The following is a 15,492-nucleotide window of genomic DNA, read 5'->3' on the forward strand; positions in this document are numbered from 1 at the left end:
CTCCTCAGTCCAGTCGGGGCGCGACCTCGGCCCCGAAAACGCCGATCTGGTCGATGAGTTCACTGCGGTTCCGGCTGCGGAACCGCACCTGGATCTGGTGCACGCCCATCGCGCGGTACGCCCGCAGCGACTCGGCGATCCGCTCGGGCGCCCCGGTGAGGGTGCGCCGCCCGACCTCCCAGCCGGCCTGTCCGACGTACAGGGGCTCGGTGATGGCGCCGATCGTGAGGGGCCCCTCGATGCCGTGCTCCTCCCTCAGCCGCCGCAGCCGAGCGATCTGGCCGGGCAGCCGGTCCCGTGGATCCCCCTGCGGCAGCCAGCCGTCCCCCTTGAGCGCGGCGCGGCGGACGGCGGCGGGCGAGGAGCCCCCGACCCAGATCGGGACGTGCTCCTGCGCGGGCCGGGGCCGCTGCCCCAGGTCGGCGAAGTCGTACAGCTTGCCGTGGTGCTCGGGGAACTCCTCGGGCCCGAGGGCGGCCCGCAGCGCGTCGATCGCCTCGTCCAGGACCGCCCCGCGCCGCTCGAAGTCCACCTGGAGGACCTCGAATTCCTCGCGGACGTGCCCGGCCCCCACGCCGAGGACGAGCCGGCCGCCGGAGAGATGGTCGAGGGTGGCGTACTGCTTGGCGGTGACCAGGGGGTGGCGCAGCCCGACGACGGCCACATGGCTGAGCAGCCGGACGCGCTCGGTCACGGCGGCGAGGTGCGCGAGGGTGGCGACGGGGTCGTACCAGACCGTGCTCATCGCCGGGGCCAGCCGGCGCGGGACGGCCACGTGGTCGCAGGCGGCGAGGTAGTCGAACCCGGCCCGCTCCACCGCCCGCGCGATCCCGACCAGGTCGGCGGGCCCGGCGGCGGCCTCCCAGCCCTCCGTGTAGAGGGTGCTCTGGGACTGCACGGGCAGCTGGACGCCGTAGGCCAGGCGGCTCACCGGGACCCCTGCCAGAGCCCGTCCTCGCTCAGCCCCAGCAGCTCGATCGCGTTCCCCCGCACGATCCGCTCCACGACGTCCGCCGGCAGGTGGCCCATCTGGGCCTCGCCGACCTCGCGGGACTTCGGCCAGGTGGAGTCGGAGTGCGGGTAGTCGGTCTCGTACAGGACGTTGCCGACGCCGATGGAGTCGAGGTTCCTGAGCCCGAAGGCGTCGTCGAAGAAGCAGCCGTAGACGTGCCCGGCGAACAGCTCGGACGGCGGCCGGTGGACCTTCTCGGCGACCCCGCCCCAGCCCCGGTTCTCCTCCCAGACCACGTCCGCGCGCTCCAGGATGTACGGGATCCAGCCGATCTGCCCCTCGGCGTACATGATCCGCAGGTTCGGGAAGCGCTCGAACTTCCCGCTCATCAGCCAGTCCACCATCGAGAAGCAGCAGTTGGCGAAGGTGATGGTGGAGCCGACGGCGGGCGGGGCGTCGGCGGAGGTGGAGGGCATCCGGCTGCTGGAGCCGATGTGCATGGCGACGACCGTGCCGGTCTCGTCGCAGGCCGCGAGGAACGGGTCCCAGTCGTCGGTGTGGACGGAGGGGAGGCCCAGGTGCGGGGGTATCTCGGAGAAGGCGACGGCCCGGACCCCGCGGGCCGCGTTGCGCCGCACCTCCGCCGCGGCCAGCTCGGCGTCCCACAGGGGGATGAGGGTCAGCGGGATGAGCCGCCCGTGCGCCTCGGGCCCGCACCATTCCTCCACCATCCAGTCGTTGTAGGCGCGGACGCAGAGCAGCGCGAGCTCCCGGTCCCGGGCCTCGGTGAAGGTCTGGCCGCAGAAGCGGGGGAAGGTGGGGAAGCAGAGGGCGGACTGGACGTGGTTGACGTCCATGTCGGCCAGGCGCCGGGGGACGTCGTACGAGCCCGCCCTCATCTGCCCGTAGGTGATGACCTCCAGCTTGATGTCGTCCCTGCTGTAGCCGACGGCGGTGTCGAGCCGGGTCAGGGGCCGGTGCAGATCCTCGTAGACCCACCAGTCGCCCAGGGGCCCCTCGTCCCCCGGCTCACCCATGACGGGGTTGAACCGCCCGCCCAGGAAGGTCATGTCCTTCAGCGGGGCGCGGACGATCCGTGGCCCGGTGTCGAGGTACCTCTTCGGAAGCCGGTCCTGCCAGACGTGCGCGGGCTCCACCGTGTGGTCGTCCACGGAAATGATCCGGGGGAAGTCGCTCTGGGTGTCCATGGCGCTCACCGTAGCGCCGATCTGACGACCCGTCAGCTAGTGGCGTCGGCCGACTCTGTGCAAAGACCGTGTGAGGACCTTGTGTACTGAGGTGTACCGGTCTGTGATCGGCGTCTCCCACGGCTGACGCAACCGCCCTGAACAAGGCAAACTGACGGAGTTGTTCGTGATGCCTAGGGGGGCGAACGCATGGACGGTGGACCGCGAGTGCCTGAGCAGCGGCGTCCCGGCTCCGCGGCCGTCGCGGCGCCGGCGACGTTGCGCTTCGGCGTGCTCGGTCCGGTGCGGGCCTGGCGCGGCGAGGAGACGCTGAACACCGGCTCCCCGCAACAGCGCGCCCTGCTGGCCGCCCTGCTGCTGCGCGAGGGCCGTACGGCGACGGCGGCGGAACTGATCGACGCGCTGTGGGGCACCGAACCGCCGTCCCAGGCACTGGCGGCACTGCGGACGTACGCCTCGCGGCTGCGCAAGGTGCTGGACCCCGGGGTCCTGGTCAGCGAGTCGGGCGGCTACGCCGTGCGCGCGCCGCGCGAGGGCGCGCTGGACCTGGCGGTGGCACAGGAACTGGCGGCCGAGGCGGAGAAGGCGCGCAGTGCAGGGGATCTGTGTCATGCGCGTGACCTGCTGAAACGGGCCCTGGGCCAGTGGGACGGCGAACCCCTGGCAGGCGTGCCCGGCCCCTACGCCGACGCCCAACGGGTCCGTCTGGAGGAGTGGCGTCTCCAGCTCCTCGAATCCCGCCTCGACATGGACCTGGAGCAGGGCTGTCACGCGGAGGCGGTCTCCGAGCTGACCGCGCTGACCGCGGCGCACCCCCTCCGTGAGCGCCTGCGTGAACTGCTCATGCTGGCGCTGTACCGCAGCGGCCGCCAGGCGGAGGCGCTGGCGGTGTACGCGGACACCCGGCGCCTGCTGGCGGAGGAGCTGGGGGTGGACCCGCGGCCGGGCCTGCGGGAACTGCAGCAGCGCATCCTCCAGGCGGACCCGGCACTCGCGGAGCCCTCCGCCCCGGTGGCGGAACCCTCGGTGGTCCAGGTGCGCCCCGCCCAGCTCCCGGCGTCCGTGCCCGACTTCACGGGACGTGCCGCGTTCGTCTCCGAGCTGAGCGAGGTGCTGGCGTCCGCTTCGGAGGCGGCGGCGGAGGGCCGGGTGATGGCGGTCTCGGCGCTGGCCGGGATCGGGGGCGTGGGCAAGACGACGCTGGCCGTCCACATCGCGCACCGGGCCCGTCCGGCCTTCCCGGACGGGCAGCTGTACGTGGACCTGCAGGGGGCCGGGCCGCGCGCGGCCGAACCGGAGACGGTGCTCGGCTCGTTCCTGCGCGCCCTGGGCACGGCGGACTCGGCGATCCCGGACAGCCTGGAGGAGCGCGCGGCCCTGTACCGCTCGGTGCTGGACGGCCGCCGGGTCCTGGTCCTGCTGGACAACGCCAGGGACGCGGCCCAGGTACGGCCCCTGCTGCCGGGCACGGAGGGCTGCGCGGCCCTCGTGACCTCCCGGGTCCGGATGGTGGACCTGGCCGGGGCCCACCTGGTCGACCTGGACGTGATGTCCCCCGACGAGGCCCTCGCCCTGTTCACGAAGATCGTGGGCGAGGAGCGGGTGGCGGCGGAGCGGGAGGCGGCGCTGGACGTGGTGGCGGCGTGCGGCTTCCTGCCCCTGGCGATCCGCATCGCGGCGTCCCGGCTCGCGGCGCGGCGCACCTGGACGGTGTCGGTCCTCGCCGCCAAGCTGGCGGACGAGCGGCGCCGCCTGGATGAACTCCAGGCCGGCGACCTGGCCGTGAAGGCCACCTTCGAGCTGGGCTACGGCCAGCTGGAGCCGGCCCAGGCCCGCGCGTTCCGCCTGCTCGGCCTGGCCGACGGCCCGGACATGTCCCTGGCCGCGGCCGCGGCGGTCCTGGACCTTCCGCCGGAAGAGACGGAGGACCTGCTGGAGTCCCTCGTCGACACGTCGCTGCTGGAGTCGGCTGCGCCGGGGCGCTACCGCTTCCACGACCTGGTCCGGCTCTACGCGCGTGCGTGCGCGGAGCGGGACGAGCGGCTGCCCGGTGAGCGGGAGGCCGCGATGTCCCGGTTGCTGGACTTCTACCTGGCCACGGCGGCCCGGGTCTATGCGATCGAGCGGCCGGGGGACCGGCTGGTGGATCACCTGGAGGGCACGCGCCACCCGGGCCTGGCGTTCACCCGCTCGAAGGCCGCGGTCGACTGGCTGCACGCGGAAGGAGACTGCCTGCTGGCCTGTGTTCGCCAGAGCGCGGGGAACGGCATGCTGAGGCGTGCCGTCGACCTTCTGTGGGTGGCCAAGGACCTCACGGAGTCGGGCGCGAACTCGTACCAGTACGAGGCCACCGCCGCGGCCCTGCGCGACATGGCCCATGAGGCGGGCGACAGCCGGGCCGAGGGCCGGGCCCGTACCGCGCTGACCAACGCGCTCCTGGTCTCCGACAGGTTCGCCCAGGCCGACGAAGAGGCCCGCCTGGCCACCTTGCTGGCGCAGGCCGCGGGCGATCTCGCGCCCTGCTGCTGGGCCCCCAACGACCGCGGGATCATCGCCCTTTACCAGGGACGCAACGACGACGGCGAGAAGCACCTCCAAGAGGCGATCACGAACTACCGCGCCGACGGAAACCTCCCGGGCGAGGCCAGCGCCCTGTGCAATCTGTCCCGTATCCACGTGAAACTGGGGCGGCTGGACAGCGCTGCCGAACTGGCCCGCAGGGGACTGGCCATCTACGACCAGCTCGGGCTGACGCTCCGTGTCGCCAATGCGCGGCTCGCCCTCGGTATCGCGCTCAGCGCCGCCGACCGGGCCCCCGAGGCGCTGGAGCAACTCCACGAGTCGCTCCGGCTGTTCCAGGAGAACCGGCAGCGCCTCTGGGAGGGCACGGCCAACTTCCGTATCGCCGAGGCACATCTCGCCGGCGGGCAGCACGCGCTTGCGGCACGCCATGCCGAGCAGGCTCTTGCCCTCCACGTCATCGGAGGTGATTGGATGCGGGCCAACGTGCTGACGGCACTGGGCCAGGCGCTCAACCGGCTCGGGCAGACCGACCGGGCGAGGGCGTGCTGGAGCGAGGCTCTCAACGTCCACGAGCAGTTCGGCGCGGCCGAAGCCGAAGAGGTGAAGGCCCTCCTGCGCCCCGCCGCCACGGCCTGACGGAGCCGCAGGACGCAGCGTTCATTTTTTGTTTATCGCCGATCGCCATCCTCATTGGTGCCAGACCGTCGCGTCGGGGGGCAGGCGGCAACGGCACTGGTCGCACCGTTAAGGTGAACGGCCTTGAAGCCCGTCCGGCGGCACCTCGGGGGAGCTGCCGGACGGGCCCATCATCCTTCTAGGACGCTCGACAGAAAGTTGCCGACGATGAGCGAGACCTCGCAGAAGAACGAGATCACCACCCTGGAGAACCACGCCGGCAGCCCGGACGACGGCTCCACGGTCAAGCCCCTGGAGAACCACGCGGGGAGCACCACGGAGAGCGAGACCATCAAGCCGCTCGAGAACCACGCCGGTCTCGCGCAGAAGGACATCCTCAAGACCCTGGAGAACCACGCCGGTTCCGAGAAGGCGTAACGCCCTCACAGCACGACGGGGGATCGGCCGCGGCGGCGCGGAGGGGGAGCCGTCGCGGCCGAGGCGTGTCCGGGGGCCTTGCCACAGCGCCACCCGCACCGACCTGCCCTCGCCGCCGAAGCCGGTCAACCGGCCTTCTCCGGAGGGCGCCGCTTCCACCGGAGGTGACGGCCGGGGCCGGCCGGGGCATGGTGTGCACGGCGCTGTGCTCAGCGGCCGTCGCCGGCGCCGCCGTGCTGATCGGCCTCGAGAACTGACCGCTCCCGCGGGCGGTTCCGTGCCCCCGTCCGGAAGGGGACCGTCCTCTCTTCCCTCCGGGGGCCTTCGGCCGTGCGAGGGTGACGCGGCTCAGGGCCGGCGGCCCGCCCGCGCCCGCAGCTCCCCCTTGACCACCTTCCCGCTCGCGTTGCGCGGCAGCTCGGTCACGAACTCCACCGCCCTGGGCACCTTGTAGTTCGCCATCTCCCGCCGCGCCCAGGCGATGAGGTCGTCGGCGGTCAGGACCGCGCCCGCCCTGCGCACCACGTACGCGCTGCCGACCTCTCCGAGGCGGGCGTCGGGTATGCCGATCACCGCGACGTCGGCCACATCCGGGTGGATGCCCAGCAGTTGCTCTATCTCCGCCGGGTACGCGTTGAAGCCGCCGACGATGAACATGTCCTTCAGGCGGTCCGTGATGCGCAGGTTGCCCGCCTCGTCCAGCACACCCACGTCGCCGGTGCTCAGCCAGCCGTCCGCCGAGATCACCTCGTCCGTGGCCGCCGGGTCCTCGTAGTAGCCCCGCATGACGTTGAAGCCGCGGACCAGCACCTCGCCGGGGGTGCCGGGCGGCACCGGTGTGCCCCGGGGTCCGGCCACCCTCACCTCCGTACCGGGGATCGCCCGGCCGGAGGTGGAGGCGATCAGCGACGGGTCGTCGCCGCGGCGGCACATCGTGACGATGCCGCTCGCCTCGGAGAGGCCGTACGCGGTCAGGACCGTCTCCACGCCCAGTTCGCCGCGCAGGCGCTCCACCAGCCGCAGCGGCACCACCGCCGCGCCCGTCACCACCAGGCGCAGGGCGGAGAGATCGTGCGCGTCGCGGGACGCGTGGTCCAGGAGCGACTGGTGCAGCGTCGGCGGGCCGGGCAGCACCGACACCCGTTCCGCCGCGATGTTCGCCAGCGCCGTGTCCACGTTGAACACCGGCTGCGGGATCATCGTCGCCCCGCGCATCAGACAGGCGATCACCCCGGCCTTGTAGCCGAAGGTGTGGAAGAAGGGGTTGACGATCAGATAGCGGTCCGTGGTGCGCAGGCCCGCCAGGTCCGCCCAGATGTCGTACGCCGTCAGGGTCTGCTCGTGCGTGATCATCGCGCCCTTGGGCCGGCCCGTCGTGCCCGAGGTGAAGACGATGTCCGACAGACAGTGGCCGGCCAGCGTCCCCTCGCGGTGGCGCACCTCGGCCTCCCCCACCCCCTCCCCGCCCGCCAGGAAGTCCTTCCAGGTGCGGAAGTCCCGGGGGGCGTCGTCCGACAGCACCACCACCTGCTCCAGCGCCGGCAGCCCGGGCAGCGGGCGGCCGGAGCCGTCCGGGTCTCCCGCCGCCCGCCGCAGCGAGGCCACGTACGAGGTGCCCAGGAACGTGCCCGTCACGAACAGCAGCCGGGTCCCGCTGCGGCGCAGCACGTCCGCCGCCTCGGCCCCCTTGAAGCGGGTGTTCAACGGCACGAGCACCGCTCCCGCCGAGACCGCGCCCAGCGCCGCGACGATCCAGTCCAGGGAGTTGGGGGACCAGATCGCCACCCGGTCGCCCCTGCGCACGCCGCTCGCGATGCAGGCCGCCGCCGCGCGCTCCACCCGGGCGCCCAGTTCGGCGTAGGTGATCCGCGTACGCCCCTCGACCACCGCCTCGGTGTCCGCGTACCGCTCCGCCGCCGTCCGCACCAGACGAGGAATGGTTCCCCAATCGCTCACAGCAGGCCTCCCCCACACACAGAGCTGACTGTCCGTCAGATTAGCTGTAACCTGACGGGCTGTCAGCGCAGGATGACCTCGCGGAGGTGTGCGCACCATGGCAGGACCGGGGTTGAAAGACGCCACCGCCATCGTCGGAATCGGGCAGACCGCCTTCGCCAAGCGGCTGCCCGAGGACGAGAGGACGCTCGCCTGCCGGGCCGTCCTCACGGCGCTCGACGACGCCGGGATCGCCCCGGACGAGGTCGACGCCGTCGCCTCCTACACCATGGAGGAGACCGACGAGGTGGAGCTGGCGAAGGCCGTCGGGTTCGGGGACCTCACCTTCTTCAGCAAGGTGGGGTACGGGGGCGGCGGATCCTGCGCGACCGTCGCCCACCTCGCCGCCGCCATCGCCGCCGGGCAGGCCACCGTCGGCGTCGCCTGGCGGTCGAGGAAGCGGGGCAGCGGGGCGCGGCCCTGGACCAACACCGCGGTCCAGCTGCCCACTCCGGCCCAGTGGACCAGGCCCTTCGGGCTGCTGCGGCCCGCCGACGAGATCGCCATGCTCACCCGTCGCTACATGCACGAGTACGGGGCGACCCGCGACCATCTGTTCAACGTCGCCCTCGCCTGCCGGAACCGGGCCAACCAGAATCCCGCCGCCATGATGTACGAACGGCCGCTGACCCGCGAGATGTACATGACCTCGCGGTGGATCAGCGAGCCGCTCTGCCTCTTCGACAACTGCCTGGAGACGGACGGCGCCCTCGCCTGTGTGGTCGTGAGCCGAGAGCGTGCCCGGGACTGCCGCCGGACCCCGGTCTACGTCCACTCCGCCGCCCAGGGGCTGCCCGCCCAGCACCACGGCATGGTCAACTACTGGAACGACGACCCGCTCACCGGGCCCGCCTGGACCGCCGCCCGGCACCTGTGGAAGCACGCCGACTTCACGCCCGAGGACGTGGACGTGGCGCAGATCTACGACGCGTTCACGGCCCTGATACCCCTGTCCCTGGAGGGATACGGCTTCTGCGGGAGGGGCGAGGGCGGGGCCTTCACCGAGCAGGGCGCCCTGGAGATCGGCGGGCGGCTGCCCGTCAACACCGCGGGCGGCGGGCTCTCCGAGGCCTATGTGCACGGCTTCAACCTCATCAACGAAGGGGTGAGGCAGCTGCGCGGCAGCAGTACCGCGCAGGTTCCGGGGGCCGCCACCTGTCTGGTGACGGCCGGTGAAGGCGTTCCGACGTCCGCTCTGCTGCTGAGGAGTTGAGGTGAGCTCATGCTGAATCCCGTCACCGACACCGACGGCGCCCCCTTCTGGGAGTACGCCGCCCGCGGCGAGCTGCGGGTCCAGGCCTGCGCCGACTGCGGCGAGGCCCGCTTCCCGCCCCGGCCCTGCTGCCCGCACTGCCAGTCCTTCGCGAGCGAGTGGCGGCCGGTCTCGGGGCGCGGACGTGTGTGGTCGTACGTCGTGCCGCATCCGCCGCTGCTGCCCGACTACGCGGAACAGGCGCCGTACAACGTCGTGGTCGTGGAGCTGGAGGACGTGCCCCTGATACGGCTCGTCGGGAACCTGGTGAGCCGTGCCGGGGCGAGGCTCGATTCCCTCGATCCACAGCGCATCAGGATCGGCGCCCGGGTGCAGGCGGTGTTCTCCGACGAGCTTGTGCAGTGGGTGCTGTCATGACCGCGGTCCAACTCGGCACCGACAAGGAGACCGGCGTCGCCGTCGTCACCCTGAACCGGCCCGGGCGGCTCAACGCCGTCGACGGGGACATGGTCCGCGAACTCGCCGGTGTGTGGCGTGAGTTGCGGTTCGACGACTCCGTGCGGGCCGTCGTCCTGACCGGGGCCGGGGAGCGGGCCTTCTGCACCGGCATCGACCGGGACTTCGCGGTGCCGCAGCCCTCGTCGCCGTACATGCAGGACGATCCGCTGCTGACGATCGGCCCGAAGGCGAACGACCTGTGGAAGCCGGTGGTGGCCGCCGTGCACGGGATGGCCTGCGGGGGCGCCTTCTATCTGCTCGGGGAGAGCGAGTTCGTCGTCGCCGACACCACGGCCGCCTTCTTCGACCCGCACACGACGTACGGGATGGTGAGCGCCTACGAATCGGTGCTCATGGCGCACCGGATGCCGTACGGGGAGGTCGCACGGATGATGCTCATGGGCAGCGCGGAGCGGCTCTCCGCCCGGCGCGCCCACGAGATCGGGCTGGTGTCCGAACTCACCGAGGAGGGGTGCGCGTTGGAGGCGGCCGTGCGCTGCGCCACGGTCATCGCCGGGTATCCGGCGCAGGGCGTGCAGGGGACCGTGCGGGCGCTGTGGGCCGCCAAGGAGGCGGTCCGGGCGCAGGCGTTCGCGCAGGCGCCGCATCTGATCGCGCTCGGGAACCTGCCGGCCGAACGGCAGGCGGAGCTGTTCGCCGGGAGGCGGCCGGAGTACCGGCTGCGCTGAGGCCCCTCCTCCGGACCGGGCCGGCCCGCCCCGAGGAAGGGCGGGGCCCGCGGGGCTCGAGGACTCGCGTGGCGGCGCCGGGTCCCTTGTTACCAAGTGCGGACAGAACCGGGTGAACAACTCCTGTCCGGACGCCATCTGACGGGGTGTAGCGAACAGCAGACGCGGCCGGCCGTCCTGCGGGAGCAGGCGCGGGTGCCGCATCCAGACACTCCATGGGGGCTTTCGATCATGACCACTCGCCGTGCCCGCCGCACCGCCCGTACCGCCGGCCTGGTGGCCGTCACCGCCGCCGCGGCACTCTCGCTGACCGCGTTCCAGAGCGGGAGCAAGGCCGCCGCCGCCCCGGAGACGGCCGCCGTGCACCACACCACCGCACCGGCCGCCGCGGCCAGGACGGCGTCCCCGGTCCGCACCCAGACCCTGCCGGACGGCAGCAAGGCCGAGATCTACCGGCTCGGCGACCAGCACTACCTCGCCAAGATCGTCAACCGCGGTCAGGTCCTGGCCACGATGGAGACGAACCAACAGGACGCCGGGCTCGACGCCAACGACATGTTCATCGTGCTCACGCTGGACGGCCAGGTCCACTCCTGGATGGGCGGCGGACACCAGGGACCGGGCACCTTCCACCTCGCGGGCGGCTGGACGGCCAAGGTCACGAAGATCGACGACGACCGGTACCGCGCGCAGATCATCGGCCACGACGGTGTGGCCGCCACGCTGAACGCGAACCAGCACGACGCTGGGGTCGACGCCAACGGGGTGTACATCGTGCTCAGCGCGGGCGGTGTGATCAGCGCCCACCTGTGAACGCCTCCCGTCACCGCGGTGGAGCCGTCTCCGCGGCTCCACCGCCCGGCCCCACCGCAGTGACGGAAGCGTTCGAAAGCCCTGAAGCCCTCCTGGGGCCTGCCGCCGGCCTGCGGGTCCGGGCACCCCGGCACCGCCTGGCGGGTGCCCGGCGCCGGGGGTAGCGTCAGGCGTGGGACGGCCGCCGTCCGGAGCCCTTCCGTGTACCGGTACGACGGCCGTCACGCAGTCAGGCCGTCCGGGCCGTGCCCGTCCCCTTCTCCGCGTCCAGCGCGTACACGCACCGGTCCTTGCTGCACGCGTACACCACGCCGTCCTTGACGACCGGCGAGCCGGTGATCTCGCCGCCCGTGGCCAGCTTCCACCTGAGCCGGCCGTCGTCGGCCTTCAGCGTGTACAGCAGATGGTCGGTGGAGCCGAAGTGGATACGGCCCTCGGCGACCGAGGGAGCGCCGACGACGTCGCCGCCCGCCTGGAAGCGCCACTTGGGGGTGCCGGTGACCGCGTCCAGGGTGTACAGGCCCTTGCCGCTGCCCACGTGGACGTGTCCGGCCACCACCAGGACCGGCTCGATGGAGGAGCGGGCCTCGGTGGCGATGCGCCAGCGGTCGCGGCCGTCGGTGGCGTCCAGGGCGTAGACCGTGCCGAGGTAGTCGGCCAGGTAGATGCCGCCGCCGGTGACCGCCGGGCCCGGGGCGTAGGCCGGCGGGCACAGGAAGACCGCGGGGGCCTCGAAGTGCCAGCGGACCATGCCGCTCGCCACGTCGACGGCCAGCACGCGGGTGCCGGCGCAGACGTAGACGTAGCCGTCGGGGGCCGGGGTGATGCGCACCGGGACGCCGCCGCAGGAGGCCGCGTCCCCTATGGGGTACGACCAGCGCTCCTCGCCGGTGCGGGCCTCGAGAGCGCGCAGGCGGGCGTCCTGCCAGACGTAGACCGTGCCGTCGTGGACGGCGGGCCCGGCCTCGGGGGACTCGAAGTCGGTCTGGCAGCCGCTGATCTCCCACAGCTTCTGGCCGTTCGCGGCCTCCCAGGCCTGGACGCCGCCGCCGCGGGTGCCGGTGACGACCGTGCCGTGGTCGGCCTTCAGGGAGTACACCCAGGCATCGGTGGACAGCCGCCACAGGTCGCCGCCCTCGCGGGCGTCCAGGGCGAAGAGGGTGGGGCCGTCGGAGGCGTGGATACGGCCGTCGGCGACCGCCATGGACCAGGCGACGTCCCGGGTCTTGAAACGGCGGCGGCCGGTGGCCACGTCCAGGGCGTGCACCTCGAAGGAGGTGACGTAGACCAGGTCGCCGTCGACGGACGGGGTGCCCCAGACGTCGTTCGACATCCGGAAGCGCCAGGGGCGCCAGCCGGAGGCCGTCTCCGGGGGTGCGGCCGGGGCGGGCGCCACACCGGGGTCGGCGCCGTTGACGCCGGGGCGGGGGCGGGACCAGCTGGCGACCAGGCCGGCTTCCGGCGGGGGCGCCTTGACGGCGGCGGCGCGGGCGTCGGCGACGCGCGGGCCGGGGCCGATGGGCACCTGGGCGCCGGCCAGCCGGACCGGGCCGGTGTCGGGCGCACCCACGCCGACCGGTGCGGGGGCCGGGACCGCGGGGTCGTACGAGGGCGGCGGGGGCAGGGCCGAGCGGCCGCCGCTGCGGGGGCCGGACGAGGCGGGGGCGGGCTTGACGGCGGCACGGCCGCCGCGGCGGGACTCGATGAGGCCGACGGCCTTCTCCGGCAGCCAGGCGGAGGCGGTGCCGCTGTCGTCGGAGCCGGAGCCGAAGAGATGGGGGGCGAGCTGGGCCTGGAGGTCGGCGGGGTTGGGCCGGCCGGTGGCCTCCATCTGCATGCAGGACTCGATCAGCGGGCGCAGTTCGTCCGGGAGGCCGGTGAGGTCCGGGCCCTCGCGCAGCAGCATGAAGACGGTCTCGACCGGATTGGCGCCGTGGAAGGGCGGGTGTCCGGTGGCGGCGAAGACCAGCATCGAACCGAGCGAGAAGACATCGCTGGCGCCGGTGACGCTGCGGGAGTCCTTGGCCTGCTCGGGGGACATGTAGGCGGGGGTGCCGACGGCGACGTTCGTCATCGTCAGACGGGTGTTCGAGACGCCGGAGGCGATGCCGAAGTCGATCACCCGGGGCCCATCCTCGACCACCAGGACGTTGGAGGGCTTCAGGTCGCGGTGGACCAGGCCGGCGCCGTGGATGGACTGCAGGGCCTCGGCCACGCCCGCCGCCAGCCAGCGCACCGCCTGGGCCGGGAGCGGCCCGCAGTCGTTCACTATCTCTTCGAGCGAGGGCGCGGGAACGTAGGCCGTGGCCAGCCAGGGCACGGCGGCGCGCGGGTCGGCGTCGACGACGGCCGCCGTGTAGAAGCCGGAGACCGCGCGGGCCGCCTCCACCTCACGGGTGAAGCGGACACGGAAGAGCTGGTCCTCGGCGAGCTCCGTGCGGACCGTCTTGATCGCCACGCGCCGGCCGGATGCCGAGCGTGCCAGATAGACCAGCCCCATGCCGCCGGCGCCCAGCCGGCCCAGCACCTCGAACGGCCCGATCCGCCGCGGATCGTGCTGTGTCAGCTGATCCACCACTTGCCTGCCACCTCCCCGTACGAGCCGCGCCACCCACATATGTACGCGACCGAAGTGCAGCGTCTCACCACCGCACCGCCATGGCGGCACGCACCCTGATTCTTCCTGGCCGGACGGCCGGTGGCGAACCCAGTGATAAATCGGGGTGTCTCAGGACGAACAGGTTCGAATACGACCGAATAAGGTCATTTCTCAACTGTGCCGCCGCGCCGCCGTGCCGCCGTGCCACCACTGCAGCGCGCATCACCGCTGCAGTATCGCGAACGACGCCCCCTGATTGTCGGTGACGACCGCCACTCGTCCGTACGACGCCTCGAAGGGCGGCGCCTGCACCCGCCCGCCGAGCCGTTGTACGGCCCCGAGGGAGTCGTCGAGGTCCGTGACCCCGAAGTGGACGAGGAAGTGCGGGGGCATCTCGGCCGGGAAGACCTCGGAGACGTCCGCGCGGCCGAAGTCGGGCTCGGCGTCGGCGCCGAACAGGGCCTCGTGGAAGATGTCGCCGTAGAAGGCGTTGGCCGCGGCGGTGTCACGGGTGTACAGCTCGACCCAGGCGAACGTGCCCGGCTCGTGCCAGCGGCCGAACCCCGCGTGGGTGCCCGGCTGCCACAGCCCGAACACCGCGCCCTCGGGGTCGGCGGCCAGCGCGAAGACGCCGAGGTCGTCCAGGGGCAGCGGGGCCGTGACGAGCTGGCCGCCGGCCGCGGTGATCCGCCGGCCCAGGACCCCGGCGTCCGGCGCCGCGAAGTACACCGTCCAGACGGTGGGCATCCGGCCGTCCGCCTTGCGGGCCAGCGCGGCGACGGGCTCGTCGTCCAGCCGGGCCCACACGGAGGAGCCGTAGGCCTCCCCCGGCTCGGAGAAGGTCCACCCGAAGAGCTCACCGTAGAACCGCTTGCCCGCCTCGACGTCGGGAAGCTGGGCGTCGACCCAGCAGGGGACGCCCTCTCCGTACACCGATGCCCTGTTTTCGGCCATGCCGTCAAAGTAACCGGGCCGCGCGCACCCCGCAGACCAGCCACACCACCCCCGGCGGACCCGTGCACCCCATTTGCAGTCGGCCGAATCGCGCTCCGATCACCCCTCGGTAAGCTGACGGCATGACAGGACAAGTGCGTACCGTCGACGGCCGCGTGGCCGGCCGGCGTGGGCAGGCGACCCGGCAGAAGCTGCTCGACTGCCTCAGCGAGATGCTCAGCTCCTCCCCCTACCGGGACGTCAAGGTCATCGATGTCGCCCGGAAGGCGGGCACTTCACCCGCGACCTTCTACCAGTACTTCCCGGACGTCGAGGGCGCCGTCCTGGAGGTCGCCGAGCAAATGGCCGCCGAGGGCGCCGGGTTGACCGAGCTGCTCGCAGGGCGTTCCTGGGCCGGCAAGGCCGGCTGGCAGACCGCACAGGAACTCGTCGACGGCTTCCTGGAGTTCTGGCGGAAGAACGATGCGATCCTGCGCGTGGTGGACCTCGGGGCGGCCGAGGGGGACAAACGGTTCTACAAGATCCGCATGAAGATCCTGAACTCGGTGAACAACTCCCTCGCGGACTCCATCGCGGAACTGCAGGCCAAGGGCAGGGTCGACAAGGACGTGAACCCGGCCGCGATCGCGGGCTCGATGGTCGCGATGCTCGCGGCGGTGGCCGCGCACCAGAAGGGTTTCCAGAGCTGGGGCGTCAAGCAGGCCGAACTCAAGCCGAACCTTGCGCTGTTGGTCCACCTGGGCGTGACCGGCAAGAAGCCGACGAAGTGACGCGGTAGCGCCCGGCCCGCCCTCCGGGCTCCGGTCCTCCGGGCTCCGGGCTCCGGCCTTCCGGTTTCCGGGTTTCCGGCCTTCCGGTTTCCGGCCCTCCGGGTTTCCGGGTTTCGATGCAACAGGTTCCGATCTTCCGGGTTTCGATCTATCAGGCCCCGGCCTCCGGGTCCATGTTCAAGTCCTGTCTGGCAGGCGGTGGTTCACATGCGGTGAGCCACCGCC

12 protein-coding genes are annotated in these 15,492 nt (G+C 72.4%); 7 read left to right on the forward strand and 5 right to left on the reverse strand.

What is annotated here, in order from left to right; all coding sequences use genetic code 11:
• Window positions 1–4: 4 nt before the first annotated feature.
• Together ACZ7P3_RS23620 and ACZ7P3_RS23625 are read right to left on the reverse strand one after the other, a co-directional pair.
• Complete coding sequence (locus ACZ7P3_RS23620) at window positions 5–931, reverse strand: LLM class F420-dependent oxidoreductase (RefSeq protein ID WP_472084728.1); 927 nt, start codon at window positions 929–931, stop codon at window positions 5–7.
• Window positions 928–2,160: an amidohydrolase family protein gene (locus ACZ7P3_RS23625; protein ID WP_472084730.1), complete on the reverse strand. Its 1,233-nt coding sequence runs from the start codon at window positions 2,158–2,160 to the stop codon at window positions 928–930. Before ACZ7P3_RS23625 ends, ACZ7P3_RS23620 begins: the two co-directional genes overlap by 4 nt.
• A gap of 189 nt (window positions 2,161–2,349) precedes the next feature.
• Between ACZ7P3_RS23625 and afsR the strand changes: the two genes are divergently transcribed.
• Together afsR and ACZ7P3_RS23635 are read left to right on the forward strand one after the other, a co-directional pair.
• Window positions 2,350–5,319 carry an SARP-family global regulator AfsR gene (gene afsR, locus ACZ7P3_RS23630; RefSeq protein ID WP_472084732.1) on the forward strand — a complete coding sequence of 990 codons (2,970 nt, stop codon included), beginning with the start codon at window positions 2,350–2,352 and terminating at the stop codon, window positions 5,317–5,319.
• A 207-nt stretch (window positions 5,320–5,526) separates the two neighbouring features.
• Complete coding sequence (locus ACZ7P3_RS23635) at window positions 5,527–5,736, forward strand: hypothetical protein (protein WP_472084734.1); 210 nt, start codon at window positions 5,527–5,529, stop codon at window positions 5,734–5,736.
• A 348-nt stretch (window positions 5,737–6,084) separates the two neighbouring features.
• Here the strand turns inward: ACZ7P3_RS23635 and ACZ7P3_RS23640 are convergent, their stop codons facing one another.
• Window positions 6,085–7,692: a FadD3 family acyl-CoA ligase gene (locus ACZ7P3_RS23640; protein WP_472084736.1), complete on the reverse strand. Its 1,608-nt coding sequence runs from the start codon at window positions 7,690–7,692 to the stop codon at window positions 6,085–6,087.
• A gap of 97 nt (window positions 7,693–7,789) precedes the next feature.
• Here ACZ7P3_RS23640 and ACZ7P3_RS23645 point away from each other — a divergent pair, with 97 nt between their 5' ends.
• From ACZ7P3_RS23645 to ACZ7P3_RS23660, 4 genes are all read left to right on the forward strand, one after another.
• On the forward strand, window positions 7,790–8,944 hold the full coding sequence (locus ACZ7P3_RS23645; protein WP_472084738.1) for a lipid-transfer protein: 1,155 nt from the start codon (window positions 7,790–7,792) through the stop codon (window positions 8,942–8,944).
• Window positions 8,945–8,953: 9 nt separating this feature from the next.
• Window positions 8,954–9,361, forward strand: coding sequence for a Zn-ribbon domain-containing OB-fold protein (locus ACZ7P3_RS23650; RefSeq protein WP_472084740.1), 408 nt, complete (start codon window positions 8,954–8,956; stop codon window positions 9,359–9,361).
• Entirely contained in the window at window positions 9,358–10,131 is a 774-nt protein-coding gene (locus ACZ7P3_RS23655; protein WP_472084742.1) for an enoyl-CoA hydratase/isomerase family protein, read from the forward strand. Before ACZ7P3_RS23650 ends, ACZ7P3_RS23655 begins: the two co-directional genes overlap by 4 nt.
• 231 nt (window positions 10,132–10,362) lie before the next feature.
• Entirely contained in the window at window positions 10,363–10,944 is a 582-nt protein-coding gene (locus tag ACZ7P3_RS23660; protein WP_472084744.1) for a hypothetical protein, read from the forward strand.
• Between the two features lie 229 nt (window positions 10,945–11,173).
• On the opposite strand, the gene afsK is transcribed toward ACZ7P3_RS23660, so the two are convergent.
• Both afsK and kbpA read right to left on the reverse strand, forming a co-directional pair.
• Window positions 11,174–13,522, reverse strand: coding sequence for a protein serine/threonine kinase AfsK (gene afsK, locus ACZ7P3_RS23665; RefSeq protein ID WP_472084746.1), 2,349 nt, complete (start codon window positions 13,520–13,522; stop codon window positions 11,174–11,176).
• Between the two features lie 243 nt (window positions 13,523–13,765).
• On the reverse strand, window positions 13,766–14,497 hold the full coding sequence (gene kbpA / locus ACZ7P3_RS23670; RefSeq protein ID WP_472084748.1) for an AfsK-binding protein KbpA: 732 nt from the start codon (window positions 14,495–14,497) through the stop codon (window positions 13,766–13,768).
• 122 nt (window positions 14,498–14,619) lie between these two features.
• Between kbpA and ACZ7P3_RS23675 the strand changes: the two genes are divergently transcribed.
• On the forward strand, window positions 14,620–15,267 hold the full coding sequence (locus tag ACZ7P3_RS23675; protein WP_472084750.1) for a TetR family transcriptional regulator: 648 nt from the start codon (window positions 14,620–14,622) through the stop codon (window positions 15,265–15,267).
• The last annotated feature ends 225 nt before the right edge of the window (window positions 15,268–15,492 follow it).

The organism is Streptomyces sp. NPDC107581 (assembly GCF_055657175.1).